The sequence below is a fragment of the Actinomycetospora sp. NBRC 106378 genome (assembly GCF_030269685.1).
Lineage (GTDB): Bacteria > Actinomycetota > Actinomycetes > Mycobacteriales > Pseudonocardiaceae > Actinomycetospora.
Genome location: NZ_BSTT01000017.1, coordinates 101,086 through 119,102, shown reverse-complemented (window position 1 = coordinate 119,102; position 18,017 = coordinate 101,086). Strand labels below are relative to the sequence as shown.

Annotated in this window: 14 protein-coding genes and 1 pseudogene; 8 read left to right on the top strand and 7 right to left on the bottom strand. The window is 74.8% G+C overall.

All coding sequences use genetic code 11. From position 1 onward, the window contains the following. Nucleotides 1-787: pseudogene (locus QSK00_RS26820) on the bottom strand (adenylate/guanylate cyclase domain-containing protein); the annotation flags it as partial. Between the two features lie 269 nt (nucleotides 788-1,056). Between QSK00_RS26820 and treS the strand changes: the two are divergent. Then, nucleotides 1,057-3,273, top strand: coding sequence for a maltose alpha-D-glucosyltransferase (gene treS / locus QSK00_RS26815; protein ID WP_285595928.1), 2,217 nt, complete (start codon nucleotides 1,057-1,059; stop codon nucleotides 3,271-3,273). Between the two features lie 304 nt (nucleotides 3,274-3,577). Here treS and QSK00_RS26810 read toward each other — a convergent pair whose 3' ends face one another. Beyond that, nucleotides 3,578-5,233: a Na+/H+ antiporter gene (locus QSK00_RS26810; protein WP_285595926.1), complete on the bottom strand. Its 1,656-nt coding sequence runs from the start codon at nucleotides 5,231-5,233 to the stop codon at nucleotides 3,578-3,580. A gap of 95 nt (nucleotides 5,234-5,328) precedes the next feature. Here QSK00_RS26810 and QSK00_RS26805 point away from each other — a divergent pair, with 95 nt between their 5' ends. The 4 genes from QSK00_RS26805 (at nucleotide 5,329) to QSK00_RS26790 (ending at nucleotide 8,881) form a co-directional block, all read left to right on the top strand. After that, nucleotides 5,329-6,510: an MFS transporter gene (locus tag QSK00_RS26805; protein WP_285595924.1), complete on the top strand. Its 1,182-nt coding sequence runs from the start codon at nucleotides 5,329-5,331 to the stop codon at nucleotides 6,508-6,510. A gap of 10 nt (nucleotides 6,511-6,520) precedes the next feature. Continuing rightward, on the top strand, nucleotides 6,521-7,192 hold the full coding sequence (locus QSK00_RS26800; protein ID WP_285595922.1) for an ATP-binding cassette domain-containing protein: 672 nt from the start codon (nucleotides 6,521-6,523) through the stop codon (nucleotides 7,190-7,192). After that, nucleotides 7,189-7,962, top strand: coding sequence for an ABC transporter permease (locus QSK00_RS26795; RefSeq protein WP_285595920.1), 774 nt, complete (start codon nucleotides 7,189-7,191; stop codon nucleotides 7,960-7,962). Before QSK00_RS26800 ends, QSK00_RS26795 begins: the two co-directional genes overlap by 4 nt. A 184-nt stretch (nucleotides 7,963-8,146) precedes the next feature. Continuing rightward, entirely contained in the window at nucleotides 8,147-8,881 is a 735-nt protein-coding gene (locus tag QSK00_RS26790) for an LLM class flavin-dependent oxidoreductase (protein ID WP_285595917.1), read from the top strand. Nucleotides 8,882-8,921: 40 nt separating this feature from the next. Here the strand turns inward: QSK00_RS26790 and QSK00_RS26785 are convergent, their stop codons facing one another. Next, nucleotides 8,922-9,275: an STAS domain-containing protein gene (locus tag QSK00_RS26785; protein ID WP_285595916.1), complete on the bottom strand. Its 354-nt coding sequence runs from the start codon at nucleotides 9,273-9,275 to the stop codon at nucleotides 8,922-8,924. Between the two features lie 199 nt (nucleotides 9,276-9,474). Here QSK00_RS26785 and fdh point away from each other — a divergent pair, with 199 nt between their 5' ends. The 3 genes from fdh to QSK00_RS26770 all read left to right on the top strand — a co-directional run bounded on the left by fdh (nucleotide 9,475) and on the right by QSK00_RS26770 (nucleotide 14,321). Then, nucleotides 9,475-12,717 carry a formate dehydrogenase gene (fdh, locus tag QSK00_RS26780; protein WP_285595914.1) on the top strand — a complete coding sequence of 1,081 codons (3,243 nt, stop codon included), beginning with the start codon at nucleotides 9,475-9,477 and terminating at the stop codon, nucleotides 12,715-12,717. 45 nt (nucleotides 12,718-12,762) lie between these two features. After that, on the top strand, nucleotides 12,763-13,368 hold the full coding sequence (locus QSK00_RS26775) for a hypothetical protein (protein ID WP_285595913.1): 606 nt from the start codon (nucleotides 12,763-12,765) through the stop codon (nucleotides 13,366-13,368). Nucleotides 13,369-13,439: 71 nt separating this feature from the next. Next, nucleotides 13,440-14,321, top strand: coding sequence for a Rieske (2Fe-2S) protein (locus QSK00_RS26770; protein WP_285595910.1), 882 nt, complete (start codon nucleotides 13,440-13,442; stop codon nucleotides 14,319-14,321). Between the two features lie 207 nt (nucleotides 14,322-14,528). Here the strand turns inward: QSK00_RS26770 and QSK00_RS26765 are convergent, their stop codons facing one another. The 4 genes from QSK00_RS26765 to QSK00_RS26750 form a co-directional block, all read right to left on the bottom strand. Continuing rightward, nucleotides 14,529-15,053 carry a hemerythrin domain-containing protein gene (locus QSK00_RS26765; RefSeq protein ID WP_285595908.1) on the bottom strand — a complete coding sequence of 175 codons (525 nt, stop codon included), beginning with the start codon at nucleotides 15,051-15,053 and terminating at the stop codon, nucleotides 14,529-14,531. A 104-nt stretch (nucleotides 15,054-15,157) separates the two neighbouring features. Continuing rightward, nucleotides 15,158-16,789: a phytoene desaturase family protein gene (locus QSK00_RS26760; protein ID WP_285595907.1), complete on the bottom strand. Its 1,632-nt coding sequence runs from the start codon at nucleotides 16,787-16,789 to the stop codon at nucleotides 15,158-15,160. After that, the gene (locus QSK00_RS26755; RefSeq protein WP_285595905.1) at nucleotides 16,786-17,337 is read right to left on the bottom strand and encodes a hypothetical protein; all 552 of its coding nucleotides are present in this window, start codon (nucleotides 17,335-17,337) and stop codon (nucleotides 16,786-16,788) included. The genes QSK00_RS26760 and QSK00_RS26755 overlap by 4 nt, the downstream gene beginning before the upstream one ends. Before the next feature lie 195 nt (nucleotides 17,338-17,532). Next, entirely contained in the window at nucleotides 17,533-17,949 is a 417-nt protein-coding gene (locus QSK00_RS26750) for an AAA family ATPase (protein ID WP_285595903.1), read from the bottom strand. Nucleotides 17,950-18,017 lie beyond the last annotated feature (68 nt).

Below are 18,017 nucleotides of genomic sequence, written 5' to 3'. Positions count from 1 at the left end.
CGACCTTCTTCAGGGCCCGGCGGACCGCGAGGACGGGGGCGGCGGTGGACAGGGCGGTCAGGGTGATCACCGCCCCGCCCAGGATCAGCGCCACCCCACCGAGCACCACCACCACGATCGCGAGGCGGGTCACGTCGTACGTCCCGAACGCCAACGCGGCGACGGCCGCGAGCACCACGCCGAGCAGCGGCACCGCCGTGCCGAACACCCAGCCGCCGAGGGTCCGCATCAGCACCCCGGGCAGCACCCGTCCCGACGGCGGGCGTGCCGACAACACCCGGCGTGCAGCCGGTCGGAGCACGACCTCCACGAGCCGGTAGGTGATCGACACGGTCGCGAGACCGCCGAGCAGGACGGTCGCCGCGACCTGCAGCGCGATCCGCCACGAGTCGAACACGTTGAGCAGCAGGAACACCGCGGACGCGACGCCCCAGAGCGTCGTCTGCACCGCCGCGAGCCGCACCGGTCCGCCGATCACGACCCGCCGGAACCGGCGCTCCCACCCCCGCCGCTGTCGCTCGTCCGCCTCGGGACGCCGGGGGCGGACCCGCATCATCAGGTGGCCCCACCCGGCGCCGACCGCCACGGCCAGCACGACGTAGCCGGCGAAGACGACGAGATTGCGCAGCAGCAGCGAGGGGGCGTCGACGAGGTCGTGCGGCAGGACCCACGCCGCCAGCACGAGTACCACGCAGGCCCCGACGACGTTGGGCAGCACCACGACGAGCAGCAGGAGCGCCCGGGTGCCCGCGGAAAGTCCACGGTCCCCGGCGCGCGCCTCGATCACCGCCCCGGATCGGCCGGACCGGGAGGAACGACGACGGGCCACTGGGTCCTCCATCCGGTACCACGGGTACCGAGAACATAGCGGGCTTCGCCCAGGTGAGCTGTCACCGGTGCCATCACGCGGATGACTGCTCACCCGGGCGCAGCCCACCACCCCCTGGATCGAATCAGCTCCGACACCCCCGTCCGGGGTGCGATCCCGACGGCGGGGGCGCCCGGCCTGCGTGTGACCATGTCGCGCGGAACGCGCGGGGAGCAGGAGGTACGTCGGTGGCGGACGGGGCGGACAGCGGGTCGGTCGACGAGGGGACGGGGCCGATCGACCTCACCTACGCCGAGCACTTCCACCCCGCACGGCCGCGGGCGCTGCGCCACCGCCCCAAGGTGCGCTCGCCCTTCGAGCGGCGGGCCGCGGGTCGCGACGGCGAGCCGATCGGCACCAACCCCGCCTACGTCGCGTGGCTGCGTGGGCAGTCGATGCTCGCCGACGCGGACGCGATCGCCCGCCAGTTCTCCGGGCGTGGCGCGATGTGGCAGAACCCCTACGCCGACCCGGACCCGCGGGGCGCCGTCGACACCGCGAGCGTGTGGTTCACCGCGTACCCGCTGTCGTTCATGACCCGCCCGGGCCAGCCCTTCCTCGCCGCGATGGCCGAGGAGGAGCTGTGGCGGGCGTTCGCGGCGATCGGCGTCGAGGGCGTGCACACCGGCCCGGTGAAGCGCGCGGGCGGCATCTCCGGCTGGGAGCACACCCCGAGCGTCGACGGCCACTTCGACCGCATCTCCACGGTGATCGACCCGGCGTTCGGCTCCGAGGCCGACTTCCGCTCCATGTGCGGGATGGCGACCTTCCACGGCGGCACCGTGATCGACGACGTGGTCCCCGGCCACACCGGCAAGGGCGCCGACTTCCGCCTCGCCGAGATGGGCTACGCCGACTACCCCGGCATCTTCCACATGGTCGAGGTCGACCCGGAGGACTGGTCGGAGCTGCCCGTCGTCCCGCCGGGGCGCGACTCGGTGAACCTCGACGTCGCCACCGAGGAGCGCCTGGAGAAGGCCGGCTACATCATCGGCGCGCTGCAGCGGGTGATCTTCCACGCGCCCGGGGTCAAGGAGACCAACTGGAGCGCGACGAAGGCCGTCGTCGGGGTGGACGGCGTGGCCCGGCGGTGGGTCTACCTGCACTACTTCAAGGAGGGGCAGCCCTCGATCAACTGGCTCGACCCGTCGTTCGCGGGGATGCGCCTGACGATCGGCGACGCGCTGCACTCGCTGGCCGACCTCGGCTCCGGGGCGCTGCGCCTCGACGCCAACGGCTTCCTCGGGGTGGAGAAGAGCGCCCTGGGCGGGCCGGCGTGGTCGGAGGGCCACCCGCTCTCCGGCGCCGCGAACCACCTCATCGCGAGCATGGTCCGCAAGGTCGGCGGGTTCACCTTCCAGGAACTGAACCTGACGATGGACGACATCCGCGAGGTCGGGAAGGCCGGCGCGGACCTGTCGTACGACTTCGTCAACCGCCCCGGCTACCACCACGCCCTCGCGACCGGTGACGCCGAGTTCCTGCGGCTGGGCCTGCGCACCGCCCGCGACCTCGGCATCGACCCCGCCTCGTTGGTGCACGCGCTGCAGAACCACGACGAGATGACCTACGAGCTCGTCCACTGGGCCGCCGGGCACCGCGACGAGACGGTCGTCTTCCGCGGCGCGGAGGTCACGGGCGCGCAGCTGGCCGAGACCGTCCGCGGGGAGCTGCTCGCCGCGCTCGCCGGGCCGGAGCACCCCTACAACCTGGTGTTCACCACGAACGGCATCGCCTCGACGACGGCCACCGTCATCGCGGCGTCGATCGGCATCCGCGACCTCGACGACATCGGGGCGGCCGAGGCCGAGGAGATCCGCGCGGTCCACCTCATGCTCGCGATGTTCAACGCGATGCAGCCCGGGGTCTTCGCGCTCTCCGGCTGGGACCTGACCGGGATGCTGACCCTCCCGGTCTCCGACGTCGCCGCCCTGGTCGCCGAGGGCGACACCCGCTGGGTCCACCGCGGCGCGCACGACCTCATGGGCTTCGCCCCGGACGACGACCGCTCCGCCGAGGGCATGCCGCGCGGGCGCAGCCTCTACGGCACGCTGCCCGAGCAGCTCGCCGACGAGCGCAGCTTCGCCCGCCAGCTCCAGGCGATCCTCGCCGTCCGGAAGCACTACGGGATCGCCACGGCGCGGCAGGTCGACATCCCCGACGTCTCCCACGCCGGCCTGCTCGTCCTGGTCCACCGGCTCGCCAGCGGCGCCCACGCGCTCACCGTGCTGAACTTCGGCGCGGAGCCGGTGCGCGGCACGGTCCGGTCCGAGGCCCTGGCGCCCGGCGGGGCGGTGCTCGACATGTTCACCCAGGAGCCGCTCGGTTTCGTCGACGACCTGCACGCCTTCGCGGTGGACCTCGCGGCCCGCCGGGGGATGGCGCTGCTGGTGGAGCCTTCCTGACGCCGGGTCGGGCTGCCCTGTCGTGGGTTCCGGCCCGGGCCCGGTGCCTTGTCGTTCTGGTTCACAACGACAGGTCGGGCCGGTCGGGGAAGTAGCCCGCGACAAGTCGGGTCGGCGCCGTTGGGCCTGCGGTCGGGCGCCTTGTCGCGGGTTTCCGGCCCGGGCCCGGTGCCTTGTCGTTCTGGTTCACAACGACAGGTCGGGCCGGCCGGGGCAGTAGCCCGCGACAAGGGCCGGATCGGCCGGGCAGCAGCCCGCGACAAGCTCGCGACCAGGGCCCGCGCCGGGTCCCGAGCGGGCCGCCCTACCGGACCGTGAGGGCGGCCTGCTCCAGGTCCAGCTCGTGCTGGAGCCGGACGAACGCGTCCTCGGGCAGCGCCCCGGCGTCGCGCAGGGCGAGGAGCCGCGAGCGTTCGGCGACGAGCATCGCCTGCCCGTAGCGGCGGTAGGTGTCGCGCACGCCCTCGCGACTGCGGTCGGAGTCGTCGTCGTGCTCGTCGTCCTCGGACTCGGCCACCGACTCGACCGCCCCGCCCCGGCCGGCGGCCTCGGCGCCGCCCTCGGGGTCGAAGGCGTCGGAGGCGGCCTCCAGGGCCTCGGACGCCGCTTCCATCCGATTGTTGACGCGCCGTCGCAACTGCTCGACGACCGGCTCCCGCCCCGGGTTGTCCCGCTCGATCTCCTCCAGGCACTCGAGCGCGGCGTCAGCGGCGAGCCGCCGGGCCCGGGCCTCCTCCTGGGCCTCCTGGTGGACCTCGCAGCGCGCCGAGGGCAGCCGGCGGGCCAGGGCGGGCAGCGAGACGCCCTGGCCGAGCAGGGTCACCAGGATGACCACGAACGTCACGAAGACGATCAGGTCGCGCTGCGGGAACGCGAGCGGCAGCGTCAGCACCGCCGCGAGCGAGACGGCGCCGCGCATGCCGGCCCACGAGGTCAGGACGGACTCCGACCACGAGGCGTACCGGCGGCGCAGCACCTGCCCCGCGACCTGCTCGCTGAGCACCACCCACGCGAACCGGACGACCACCAGGGTCACGACGACGGCGGCGGTCACCCCGGCCACGGCGAACGGGGGCAGTCCGGAGATCCCGTCGACGACGCTGCGCAGCTGCAGCCCCACCAGCAGGAACACCATGCCCTCGAGCAGCCACGAGACGGCGGTGCGCACCGCGCCGGTGACCACCCGCGCGCCCGGTTCCATGATCGTCGTCGCGCGGTGGCCCAGGTAGAGCCCCGCGACAACCACCGCGACCAACCCGGAGACGCCGAGCTCCTCGGCGGGCAGGTAGACGACGAACGGCGCGACGAGGAAGACGACCACGTCGGTGTAGGGGTGCAGCACCCGCTTGCGGACCCAGCCGATCGCGAGCCCGACCGCTGCCCCGACCGCGACCCCGCCGAGGGCGACCAGCAGGAACTCCCCGGCCGCGCCGGCGAACGACGTCGCCCCGGTCACGGCGGTGACCGCGACGGTCAGCGCGGTCAGCGCCGCCGCGTCGTTGAACAGGCTCTCGCCCTCGAGCAGGGCGACCACCCGGCGCGGGAGCCGGATCGTGCGGGCGATCGACGTCGCCGCCACCGCGTCGGGCGGGGCGACGACCGCGCCGAGCGCGCACGCCGCCGCGAACCCCAGTCCGGGGACGAGCGCCGCGGCCACCGCCCCGACGGCGAGCGTGGAGGCGAGGGTCAGGCCGACCGCGAGCAGCAGGATGGGGCGCAGGTGCACGCGGAAGGCCGGCACCGACGCCGCGAACCCGGCGCAGTAGAGCAGCACCGGGAGGATGACCACGAGCACCAGGTCGGGGTCGATGCGGTAGTCGGGGAGCCCCGGGATCCAGGACGCGGCGACGCCCACGAGGAGCAGGGCGATCGGGTCGGGAACCCCCGTGCGTCGCGCACCGGCCCGGACGAGGGCGGTGACGATCACGAGGCCGACCACGGCGGCGACCAGATGGACCATGGGCGTGGGAGTACCCGGTGGAGGCTCCGCAGCGCGCCCGATGTGCTGTTCCCGACGGCCGCGACGTCCGCAATGTCCGTTAGCGTGGCTCAACGATGAGCGAGCAGAGCGCATGGCGGGTGGGTGCCGGGGCGGTCGCCATCACGACGGCGACGGTGCTGCCGGTGTTCCTGCTCGGTGCCTCCTCGGTGCAGGTGGGCGCCGAGCTCGGGTTCGACCCGGCCGTGCTCGGCCTGCTCGTGGCCGCCTACTTCGGGGTCTCGGCGCTGATGTCGCTGCCGGTCGGGCGGATCGTGGAGCGCTTCGGGTCGCGGGTCACGAGCCGGGTCGCGGTCCTCGGGTCGGCCACGTTCCTGCTGGCCACCGCGCTGCTCGCGCGCTCGCTGACCGTGCTGACGGTGATCCTGCTCTGCTCGGCGTGGTGCAACGTGATGGGTCAGCTCTCCTCCAACCTGACGCTCGCGCGCTCGATGCCGCAGCGGCGGATGGGGCTCTCGTTCGGGGTGAAGCAGGCATCGGTACCGCTCGCGACGCTGCTGGCGGGGCTCGCCGTCCCCGCGCTCGCCCTCACCGTCGGGTGGCGCTGGTCCTACGTCGGCGCGGCAGCGCTGGCCCTCGCCGCCTTCGCCGCCGCGCCCACCGGCTCGGCCGCCCGACCCGACGACTCCCCGCGGGACGCCGACCGGGCGACCGCGGCGCTCGCCGTCATCGGCGCCGCCTCCGGGCTCGGCGCCGCCGCCGCGACCGGGCTCGGCATCTTCCTCGTGGCCTCGGCGGTCGACCGGGGCGTCTCGCCCGGCCTCGCGGGCCTGGTGCTGACGATGGGCAGCGTCGTCGGGCTCGTGATGCGCGTGTTCCTGGGTTGGCTGGCCGACCGCCGCGCCGGGGGACACGTCGCCGTCGTCGCGACCTGCCTGCTCACCGGCGCCGTCGGTCTCGCGCTGCTGGCGCTGCCGGGCCCGGTGGCGCTCGTCGTCGGGGTGGTCCTGGGGTTCGGGCTGGGATGGTCGTGGCCCGGCCTGCTGCAGTTCGCGGTGGTGCGGCTGAATCCCGAGGCGCCGGCCGCAGCGACCGCGATCGTGCAGGTCGGGGTCTACGCGGGCGGCTTCCTCGGGCCGGTCGGGTTCGGTCTCCTCGCAAGCTCTGTGTCCTTCACCGCGGCATGGCTGGTCGCCGCAGCGGCAATGGTGGTGGCCGGGGCCGGTGTGCTCGTCGGACGACGGATGCTGCTGGCCCACCGGGCGGCGCGGTCCGCGCCCCCGGTCGGCGTGCGCTGAGGAGGCGACGATGACCGCAGGATTCGTCCTGCGCGGGGTGACGGTCCGCCGCGGCGACCACACCGTGCTCGACGCGGTGGACGCCGAGATCCCCGGCCAGGGCGTGACGGCGCTGTGGGGCCCGTCCGGGGCCGGGAAGTCGACACTGCTGCGGCTGCTCGACCGCCTCGACGTTCCCGACGACGGGTCGATCACCTACGAGGGCACCGCGCTCGACGAGATGGACCCGCACGAGCTGCGGCGCCGCGTCGGGATGGTGTTCCAGCGGGCGACGCCGTTCGCCGGGTCCGTGGCCGACAACCTGGCGGTGGCCGCGCCGGACGCCGATCGGGACGCGATGGGGGAGGCCCTGCGGCGGGTCTCCCTCGACCCGGAGCTGCTCGACCGGGACGCCGACACGCTCTCCGGGGGAGAGCTCCAGCGGATGTGTCTCGCACGCACGTTGATCACCGAGCCGGAGACGCTGCTCCTCGACGAGCCGACCTCGGCGCTCGACGCCACGCCCGCCCGCGAGTTCGAGCGCACCGTGCTCGCGCTGGTCGACGACGGCGACCTCACGGTGGTCTGGGTCGGGCACGACGACGCGCAGGTGCGCCGGGTGGCCGACCGGGTGCTCGAGCTGCGTGACGGCGCGCTGGTGGAGAGCCGGGAGTGGGACCTCACCCGGGGGAGGACGTCGTGACGATCAGCTGGACCGGACTGGCCGTCTCGCTGGTCCTCGTCGTCGTCGCCGCGGGCATCTCGCTGGCCTGGCGGCTCGGGCTGGAGCGCAGCATCGTCTGGGCCGCGGCGCGCGCCCTGGTGCAGCTGCTGATCGTGGGCGGCGTCCTCGCGCTGCTGCTCCTGCCCGGGGTGTCACTGTGGTGGTCGTGGCTGTGGGTGGCCGCGATGCTCGGCTACGCGGCGTACACCGCGAAGCAGCGTGCCCCTGCCGTCCCCGGGTTGCTGCCCGTCGCCGGCGCCGCTTTCCTCGCCGCGGGCGCGGTCTGCCTCGTGGTCCTCTTCGGGCTCGGGGTGTTCCCGCTGACCTCGCGCACGCTGGTGCCGATGGCGGGCCTCATCGTCGGGAACGCGATGACCTCGACGGTGCTCGCCGGCCGGCGGCTGTCCGAGGAGTTCGCCGACAAGCGCGCCGAGATCGAGGCCCGGCTCGCGCTCGGGCAGTCCGGCCGCGACGCCGCCCGCCCCTACCTGCGCGGCGTCCTGCGCTCGGCGCTCAGCCCGCAGATCGAGACGACGAAGGCCACGGGGCTGGTCTTCCTGCCCGGCGCGATGACCGGCCTGATCCTCGCCGGCGTGCCGCCCCTGCAGGCGGTGCTGGTCCAGGCGGTCGTCATGTTCCTGGTGCTCGCCGCGGCGGCCACGACGACGAGCGTGGTCGCCCTCGGCCTGGTCCGGCGGCTCTTCACCCCCGACGACCAGCTGCTGGCGCTGAGCCGGGAGCGGACCTGAGCGACGACGCGCGCGGCAGCAGCCCGGTCGCGGTGACCAGGGCCAGGGAGGCGTCCTCGTAGGACCGGACGACGGCCCCGTCGACGAGCACCGGCCGTCGGAGGAAGAGCTGTCGACATCGCGATGCCCGGGATGCGCACCCCTATGATCGCGCTGCCGGACCGGCCGGCCGAGGAGGTCGTCCGTGCGGCTCGGCGCGACGCTGGTCCACCTCTCCGCCGCCCCGGCGTACCCGGTCGCCGAGTGGGCGCGCCGACTCGTGGGCGAGGGGTTCGAGAGCCTGTGGACCCCGGAGATCGTCGGCCGCGGGCCGCTGGTGCCCGACCCGTGGACGACCCTCGCCACAGCGGCGGCCGTCACCGAGCACGTGGAGCTCGGCACGGCCACCGTGCAGGTCCCGTTGCACCACCCCGCCGACCTCGCGCACCGCTTCCTGTCGCTCGCGCACGTGTGCGGCGACCGGCTGGCGCTGGGCCTGAGCCCCGGTTCCACCGCCGCCGACCACGAGGCGCTGGGCAGCGACTTCTCCGCCCGGTTCCGGACCTTCCGCGCGGCCGTCCCGCGGCTGCGCACGCTGCTCGCCGCGGGCGGGGACGCCGACGCCCGGCTCGCCCTGTCCGGGGTCGACGTCCCGGTGCTGCTGGGCTCCTGGGGGGCGAACGTCGAGCGGGCCGCGCGGGAGTTCGACGGCTGGCTCGCCTCGGGGTACCGCACGTCGCCGGACGAGATCGTCGCCGCGCACGCCCGCTTCCGGTCGGCCGGCGGACGCCGCGCGCTGGTCTGCGCCGTCCCGACGACGGACCTCGGCGCCACCCGCGAGGCGCTCGCCCGCTACGCCGAGGCCGGGTTCGACGACGCGATCGTGCTCATCGAGCCGGACGGGCCGGACCCCGCCGCGGTGCGGGCGCTGCTGGACTGAGACCCCCTCCCCGGTGGGAGGGAAGCCGCGAAGGGAGGGGTCACGCGCGGAGCAGGACCCGGTCCAGCCCGGTCATCGCGAGCGTCCGCCGCCCGCGGGCGCTGACGCAGACCACGCACTCGACGCCCTGGTGCTCGGCGGCGCTGCGGGCGCGCAGCAGCACGGTGATCCCCGCGGCGGCGAGTACGTCAACAGCCTCGAGGTCGATCGTCATCCGGGTGACGGGGCTGCGCGGGCCGGCGGCGACGTCGGAGATCGTCTCCGCGAGCACCCGCTCGAGTCGCGGGGCGACGACGGCGTCGAGATCACCGTGCATCCGCACCCGCACGGCACGCGGGTGGACGTCCACACCGATCACGGGCCGGAGGAGGACCTCCGCACGTGCACTGCTCACGCTTCCTCCTCGGGGGCAGCCGGCCAGGGGCGAGCTGCCTGGCGTCAACCCGAGAAGCGCCGAGCGTAGCGGGATCGGGACCTCACGTGAACCGCCCGACGTCGCCGGCCGTGCGGTCGGGCCGTCCGCCTGGCACCCTTCCCCGCAGCGGTTGACCTCTCAGCCGGACCGACCCGTCGTCGTCCGGAAGGTCCTCGAAGTGGATCCGCTGCAGCTCGTCCGTCGTTGGCCGTTGTTCCGGCAGCTCACCGGGTCCGACCCGCTGGGCCGGGGCGACGCCGTGCGCTCCGACGCCCCGGAGCCCTGGGAGCCCCGCACCGACGAGGCCGACACCGTCACCCGGTCGGTCTGCCCGTTCTGCGCGGTCGGCTGCGGGCAGCGGGTCTACTCGAAGGAGGGCCGGGTCACCCACATCGAGGGCGACCCGGACTCGCCGATCAGCCGCGGCCGGCTCTGCCCGCGCGGCTCGTCGAGCCTCTCGCTGGTGACGTCGCCGACGCGCATCACGAAGGTCCGCTACCGGCGCCCCGGCGGGACCGAGTGGGAGGACCTCGACCTCGACACGGCGATGGACATGATCGCCGACCGGGTCGTCGACACCCGGGCCCGGACCTGGCAGGACACCGACGCCGAGGGCCGGCTGCTCAACCGCACCCTCGGGTTCGCCCACCTCGGCGGCGCCACCCTGGACAACGAGGAGAACTACCTCCTCAAGAAGCTCTACACCGCGCTCGGCGCCGTCCAGGTGGAGAACCAGGCGCGCATTTGACACAGCTCCACCGTCCCCGGTCTGGGGACCAGCTTCGGGCGCGGCGGCGCCACCAACTCCCAGCAGGACATCGCGCAGGCCGACTGCGTGGTCCTGGAGGGCTCGAACATGGCGGAGGCCCACCCGGTGGGCTTCCAGTGGGTGATGGAGGCCAAGCGTCGCGGCGCCAAGATCATCCACGTCGATCCGCGCTTCACCCGGACATCGGCCGTCGCGGACGCCCACGTGCCGATCCGTCCCGGCACGGACATCGCCTTCCTCGGCGGCCTGATCAACCACGTGCTGACGCACGAGCGCGACTTCCGCGACTACGTCGTCGCCTACACCAACGCCCCGATGCTCACCCGCGAGGACTTCGTCGACGCGGGTGACGACGACGGGCTCTTCTCCGGCTGGGATCCGGAGACCCGCAGCTACGACACGTCCACCTGGCAGTACGAGGGCGCCGAGGTGGCCGCCGCCTCCGGCAACCGCGACCGGTGGGGCGGCGACGCGGAGACCCACCGGGTCAGCCACCTGCTCGGCCAGTCCGAGAGCACCGGATCGGGCGGCGTCCCGTTCCGGGGCGACCCCGTCCGCGACGACACGCTGCAGCACCCGCGCTGCGTCTACCAGGTGCTCAAGCGGCACTTCGCCCGCTACACCCCCGAGATGGTCTCCTCGGTGTGCGGGATGAGCCCGGAGCAGTTCACCGAGGTCGCCGAGGCGATCTGCGCCAACTCCGGCCGCGAGCGCACCACGATGTGGGTCTACTCGGTCGGCTGGACGCAGCACACGGTGGGCGTGCAGTACATCCGCTGCGCCTCGATCCTCCAGGCCCTGCTCGGGAACATGGGACGTCCCGGCGGCGGCATCATGGCGCTGCGCGGGCACGCCACGATCCAGGGCTCCACCGACATCCCGACGCTCTACGACCTGCTGCCGGGCTACATCCCGATGCCCGGCGCGCACCACGAGATGCACCTCCCCGAGTACCTCGCCGCGGACGCCGCGCAGAAGGGCTTCTGGGGGAACATGCCCGCCTACACGATCAGCATGCTGAAGGCGTGGTGGGGCGAGCACGCCACGGCGGAGAACGACTACTACTTCGACCGGATGCCGCGCATCTCCGGCGACCACTCGACGTTCACCACCGTGCTGAACATGATCGACGGCCACTGCGAGGGGTACTTCGTCCTCGGCGAGAACCCGGCCGTCGGCACCACGAACTCCCAGCAGCAGCGCCACGGGCTGTCGAGTCTGCGCTGGCTCGTCGTGCGCGACCTGCAGGAGATCGAGACCGCGACGTTCTGGAAGAACGGTCCCGAGATCGAGACCGGGGAGATGCGCCCCGAGGACATCGACACCGAGGTCTTCCTGCTCCCCGCGGCCACGCACATCGAGAAGGCCGGCTCGTTCACCAACACCCAGCGGCTGCTGCAGTGGCGCCACCAGGCGGTCGAACCGCCGGGCGACGCCCGCAGCGACCTGTGGTTCGTCCACGAGCTCGGGCACCGCATCCGGGCCCGCCTCGCGAGCTCGCAGCTCGACCGGGACCGGGCGATCCTGGACCTGACCTGGGACTACCCGACCGAGGGCCCGCACGGCGACCCCGACGCGCACGCGGTGCTCGCCGAGATCTCCGGCTACCGGGTCGCCGACGGCAGCCCGGTCAGCGGCTACACCGACCTGCGCGACGACGGGTCCACCGCCTGCGGGTGCTGGATCTACTCCGGCGTGTACGCCGACGGCGTCAACCAGGCGGCGCGGCGGAAGCCCGCGGGCGGGGAGAGCCCCGCGGCCCTGGAGTGGGGCTGGGCGTGGCCGATGAACCGACGCGTGCTCTACAACCGGGCCTCGGCCGACCCCGAGGGCCGGCCGTGGAGCGAGCGCAAGGCCTACGTCTGGTGGGACGAGGAGCAGCAGCGCTGGACCGGTCACGACCTGCCCGACTTCGAGGCCGAGAAGCCGCCGTCCTACCGGCCGCCCGAGGGGGCGCACGCGCAGGACGCGATCGGCGGGGACGAGCCGTTCATCATGCAGGCCGACGGCCGGGCCTGGCTCTACGTGCCGACCGGGCTCGCGGACGGTCCGCTGCCGGTGCACTACGAGCCGGAGGAGTCGCCGTCGCGCAACGCGCTGCACCCGGGGTCGCGCGCCAACCCGGCCCGGGAGCGCTTCGACCGGCCGGACAACCGGTACAACCCGCCGGACGGCGAGCCCGGGTCCGACGTCTACCCGATCGCCTTCTCGACCTTCCGCATCGCCGAGCACCACACGGCGGGCGGGATGAGCCGGTGGACGCCCTACCTCGCCGAGCTCGCCCCCGAGATGTTCGTGGAGGTCTCCCCGGCGCTGGCCGCCGAGCGGGGCCTCGAGCACACCGGGTGGGCCACGATCGTCACGGCCCGGTCGGCGATCGAGGCACGGGTGGTGGTCACCGAGCGGTGCAAGCCGCTGCGGATCGACGGGCACGTCGTGCACCAGATCGGGCTGCCGTGGCACTGGGGGCCGAACGGTCTCGTCACGGGCGACGCGGCCAACGAGCTGATCGGCATCTCCCTCGACCCCAACGTCCACATCATGGACACCAAGACGGGGACCTGCGACATCGTGCCCGGGCGACGACCGCGGGGACCGGCGCTGCCGGAGTTCGTGGCGTCCTACCGACGGCGGGCCGGTATCGGGATTTAACCTGCGCCGGGTGTGGCCGGTGGGTCGGATCGGGTTATCTGGGCCATGAGCGAGCGATCCACCGATGTCAACCCCGCCGCGCAGAGCGACGCCCCCGGTCGGTCGGAGGCGCACGACGAGTCCGCGCAGGGGAGCGGACCCTACGTCCAGCCGGGTCGCGACGAGCAGGGCAACCCGGTCCCGTCGGTGCCCCACGAGGGTGTCCTCGGCCGGATCGCCACCTCGATCCTGGTCGGCCAGAGCGTGGTCCTCGCCGTGCTCGCGGTGTGGGCGTTCGTGGCGAACGCCGTCTCCGGGAGCCCGGCGCAGGTCCTCAACCTGACGATCGGCCTCGGGCACGCCGTGCTGCTGGCCGCGACCGCGGTCCTGGGCGTCGCCGCCACGGTGACCCGGCGCTGGGTGCGCCGCTGGTGCGTGATCCAGGTGCTGGCCTTCCTCGTGCTCTACCTCGTCGGACTCACGGCCGCGCCGGGCTGGCTGGACCTGAACACCGCCGACCACTTCCTCCACCTCGCCCTGGCCCTGCTCGGCTTCGTGATGATGATGCTGTTCAGCGCCCGCATCGTGGAGCCACCGCCCGGCTCCGAGCCCTACCCGAACAACCGGACCGACGCTCCCGACGCCGAGGCGGAGCAGCCGGGGCAGCACTGAGAACCGGGTGTGCGGTCATCGGGGGTCGGGCACCCGCGCCGGCCACCACCCCTGCGGCGAGAGCGAGCACCGTGCGCCCCTTCGACGACATCGACCGGATCGCCCGCGCGGAAGTGCTCGACCGGGTCGCCGCCCCCGCGCGTGACCTGGTGACCAAGGTCCTGACCAACCAGAAGGTCGCGGACGTGCTGCACGGCGTCCCGATCGGGCACCCGCTGCACCCGATCCTGGCCCAGGCCTCGTTCGGCAGCTTCCTCTCCGCCGGGGTGCTCGACCTCGTGCCGCGCACCCGGCGGCCCGCCACCGCGCTCATCGGGGTCGGGCTGCTGACGGCGGTTCCCACCGCCGCCGCGGGCTGGGCGGACTACTCGCAGGCCCACGAGGAGCAGCAGCGCGTCGGCATCGTCCACGCCGCCGCCAACATCGCCATGCTGTCGGGCTACGTCGTGTCCCTCGGGGCCCGGCTGCGGGGTCGCAGCACCCGCGGCGCGCTCTGGGGCTGGACCGCGCTCGCCGTCGGCTCGGCGGGTGCCGCCCTCGGCGGGCACCTCAGCTACCACCAGTCGCTGGGCGCCAACCACGCCGAGGACTACCCGCACATCGGCCCCGAGGACTGGACCGACGTGGGGGCCTTCGACGACCTCCCCGACGGCGAGCCGGTGGCGCGTCGGGCGGGGGAGGTCCGGGTCGTCGTCGTGCGCGACGGGGACCGGGTGCGCGCCCTCGGGCAGCGCTGCCCGCACGCGTCCGCGCCGCTCTCCGACGGCGAGCTCACCGACCGCGACGGCGACGCATGCCTCGAGTGCCCCTGGCACGGCAGCGTCTTCCGGCTCGACGACGGCCGCGTGATGCAGGGCCCGGCGACCGCTCCGGCGGCCGTGTTCCCGGCCCGCGTCCGGGAGGGCCGGCTCGAACTGCGGGTCGCGACCTGGCCGGGCGTCCCGGCCGGCTGAGCGAGTCTGCGAGGCGGACGGGCGTCCCGCGGTGGCGTCGGAGGTCTCCTGCGCGGCCGATCCCGTCCACCGGGGGGCGAGGACGGCGGCTCGCGCTCGTCCGGGTCGATCGTCGGCGTGCGCCCTTCGCCGGGCCGACCCCTCCTGAGCGAAGGGGCCCTTCGGTCAGGGAGACCGGCGAGTGGCGCCCTTCGCCCGGGCCGGGGGTCAGCCCCGGAACAGATTCCGGATCCGGTCCACGAGCCCCGCCCCCTCCCGCGGCGCCGCCCGCGCCCCCGCATCGCGGAGCTCCTCGACGGGGCAGGCCGCGGCGAGCGCCGGGAACCCGTGCCGCTCGAGCTCGTCGGCGTGCCGGGTGAGGAGGGCGTCCACGACCGTGAGGTGGCTCAGGGCGTCGGCCGTCACGGCGAGTCGGTCGAGTTCCTGCACCTGGTGCTCGAGCTCCTGCTGCCCCGTCTCCATGCGGGCGGCGGTGGCCTCGCCCTCGGGCAGGTGGCGGCGGACCAGGGGCAGCAGGTGGATGCGCTCGGCCAGCGAGTGCCGCACGAGATCGGTGACCAGCTCGCAGGCGGTCCGGGCCGGGTCGCCCGCGCCGGCCCAGCTCCAGCGCTGCAGGGCGAGGATCAGCCCCGCCGCGTCCCGGTGCTCGCGGGTCAGGCGCAGCAGGAGGTCCTCGTCGTCGGACCCGGGCGCGGGCCGGGTGGTGCTCTCGTCGGCGCTGCCGGGTTCCATAGGACCCCTCCTGACGTCACGGACCAGGACGGCTGAGGGGTCAACCGCAGGCCGCGTACCCGGCGGGGACGCCGTGGCAACCGGCGACCGTCAGCGCCCAGGGTTCAGCCGGACCCGTGCACCACGCGGTGACCGGCCCGGATCGCCGCTGCGTACGCCGGACCGAGCCGCCCGCCCCGGGCGAGCGCCGCCCGGGCGGCGGCGGCTCCGGGGCCGCCGTGCACCGCGCCGCCCGGGTGCGCGGAGGCGCCGGACAGGAAGAGCCGGTCGATCACGGTGTCGGGGCGCCCGAGCCCCGGGGTCGGGCGGAACACGAGCTGCTGGTGGGGTGAGGCGGTCCCGGCCATGAGCGCACCGCGGACCAGGCCCGGGTTCTGGTGCTGCAGCTCGTCCGGGCCGGACACCGCGCGGCCCACCACGAGGTCGGCGAACCCGGGCGCGTGTCGTGCGAGCACGGCCTCCATCCGGGCCACGTGGGCGTCGACCTCCCCGGGGCCGCGCAGCGCGTCGTGGGGGACCCGCGTGTAGCTCCACAGCGACTCGGTCCCGCAAGGCGAGCGGGTGGGGTCGGCGGTCGTGAGCTGACCGAGGATCAGGTAGGGCGCTTCCGGCACCCGGCCGGCCGCGAGGTCGGCGCCGAGGTCGACCAGGCCGGTCGTGTCCGCCCCGACGTGCACCGTGCCGGCGTCCCGCGCACCGCGGGCGGTCCACGGCACCGGCCCGGAGAGCGCCCAGTCGACCTTGAGCACGGCGTGGTCCCACTGGAACCGGTCGAGGTCGGCACGCAGACGTGACGGCAGGTGGCCGCACCCCACGAGGTCGCGGTAGAGGACCGGCGCGGGCACGTCGGCGAGGACGGCCCGCCTGGCGCGGACCGAGCCGCCCGCCCCGTCGGCCACTCCGACGGCGACGCCGCGCTCGACGAGGACCTCCGCGACCGGCCGGCCCGTCTCGACCCGGCCGCCCCGGGCCTCGAGCCGGGCGACGAGCGCCGCGGCCAGCGACCCGGAGCCCCCGACCGGGACCGGGAACCCGACGTCCTGGGCGAGCATCGAGAGCAGCCAGCCGAACGCGGTGCTGCCCGATCCGGTGGGCGGGACGTCGGCGTGCATCGCGTTGCCCGCCACCAGGGCCCGCGCGCCCTCCCCGCGGAACTCCTCGACCCCGAACCGCAGGGCGGGCAGCAGCAGGCGGCGCACGAGACGCAGGAGGTCCGGCGAGCCCGTCGCGCGCAGCAGCCGGAGCCCGCCGCGCACCGGCGGGAACGGACCGAGCAGGGCGCCGAGCAACGGGTCGCGCAGCTGCTGCCACTGCGCCGCGAGCCGACGCCAGGCGTCGCCGTCCCCGGGCGCGAACGCGTCCAGGCCGGACGCGGTGGCGTCGAGGTCCCGGGAGATGACCGCCGCACGGTCGTCGGGCAGGACGTGGGCGAGGGGCTGCGGCGCGTGGCTCCACCGCAGCCCGTACCGCTCCAGCTCCAGCCCGCGCAGCACCGGCGAGGCGGCACCCAACGGGTGGAACGCGCTGCCGAGGTCGGTGCGCCATCCGGGGGCGGCCAGGTCGGCGCTGCGGGTCGCCCCGCCCGGGGTGTCGGTGGCCTCGAGGACCAGCACCTCCCACCCGGCGTCCGCGAGGAGGTTCGCCGCGACCAGCCCGTTGTGACCCGCGCCGACCACCACGGCATCGACCCGGTCGCCGGCGCCGGACGGGCCGGGGGCGGTGTACGCGGCGCTCATGCTCTCCAGGGTAGGAAGCGGCTGGCGCGCAGGGTGTCGACGAGCCGGTCGGCGACATCGCCGAGCACCGCGTCGGGGTGCGGCGGCGCCGTGGCGGTCACGGGCAGGCCGACGAGCGCCGACCCGCACCGGCCGTCGGGCCGGCGGGTGACCAGGGGCTGGCCGCCGGCGATGGAGGGGAGCGCGACCACCGCGAGGGTGAGGTCCCACCCGTCGTCGCCGGTCCCGCCGGCGCCGCTCTCCCAGTCGACCTGCAGGCCGGTCTCCAGCGCGAGCCGCGCGGCGACGGTGCGCGCCAGCGCGGACACCGCGTCGCCCGGCACGGTGGCGGCCGCGAGCAGCCCGAGGACGAGCGGACGGCCCGTGCACGGGGCGTCCGTCGACGGGGTCTTCGGCCGGCGCGGGCGAGGCGGTCCCGCTGCTCCGTGACCCCGGCCACATCCGAGCCGGCGTCCCCGGCGTTCGTCGTGGCCGGCCCCGAGGGTGTGGTGCCGCGCCCGCACGAGGTCGACGGGGACGTCGTCCGAGCCGGTCTCGCCTGTGCCCATGGTGGGTCCTCCCGGGGACGGGGCGTCGGGCCGGACTGGCGAGATCCATCGGCGGGCCCGCGTGCCGCGCGGGTGACCGCTGCCGCCACGGGGTGAAACGGGGGATCGCCGCCGGCGGTACCCGTCGTCGGGAAGATCCCGACGAGCCGCGCGAGGTGATCGCTGAGCGAGCACTTCGCGCGGCTCGACGAGATCTCACGACCCGTGCTCGACCAGGTCGTCGAAGCCCTCGGCGAGGCGCGGTTCCTCCCACCGGGCCGACGCCGCGTACAGCCCGACCAGGGGGATCGGCTCGGCGCGGCGGGCGTTGCGCTCCAGCGAGAGCGGCAGGTCGGGCCGCCACCAGTGCCCGACCACCCGGGCACCGGCCACCCGCGCCGCCCCGATCACCCCGGCACGCTCCGCGGCCGACGGCTGGGTGTTGTCGACGCACACGTCGTGGCCCGCCTCCAGCGCCGCCCCGAGGTCCCGGAGCAGCCGCGCCTCCTTCCCGCGCGCGGAGCGCGGCATCGCGTCCTTGGACACCAGGACGTGGGTGGCGGCCAGGACGCCGCGGTAGTACGTCGTCTTCCCGCACGCCTGCAGCCCGATCAGCAGCACGACCTCCGCCACGTGAGGAGTCGACCACGTCCGACGCACGCGCACCCGCCGTCGGGAAGGAGTTCCCGACGACGGGTGCG

Bases quoted from the DNA above. Each gene is read 5' to 3' on its own strand.
- QSK00_RS26760 (WP_285595907.1), bottom strand. From the start codon at position 16,789: ATGAGCGCCGCGTACACCGCCCCCGGCCCGTCCGGCGCCGGCGACCGG.
- QSK00_RS26810 (WP_285595926.1), bottom strand. From the start codon at position 5,233: ATGGTCCATCTGGTCGCCGCCGTGGTCGGCCTCGTGATCGTCACCGCC.
- QSK00_RS26755 (WP_285595905.1), bottom strand. From the start codon at position 17,337: ATGGGCACAGGCGAGACCGGCTCGGACGACGTCCCCGTCGACCTCGTG.
- QSK00_RS26775 (WP_285595913.1), top strand. From the start codon at position 12,763: ATGAGCGAGCGATCCACCGATGTCAACCCCGCCGCGCAGAGCGACGCC.
- QSK00_RS26800 (WP_285595922.1), top strand. From the start codon at position 6,521: ATGACCGCAGGATTCGTCCTGCGCGGGGTGACGGTCCGCCGCGGCGAC.
- QSK00_RS26765 (WP_285595908.1), bottom strand. From the start codon at position 15,053: ATGGAACCCGGCAGCGCCGACGAGAGCACCACCCGGCCCGCGCCCGGG.
- QSK00_RS26805 (WP_285595924.1), top strand. From the start codon at position 5,329: ATGAGCGAGCAGAGCGCATGGCGGGTGGGTGCCGGGGCGGTCGCCATC.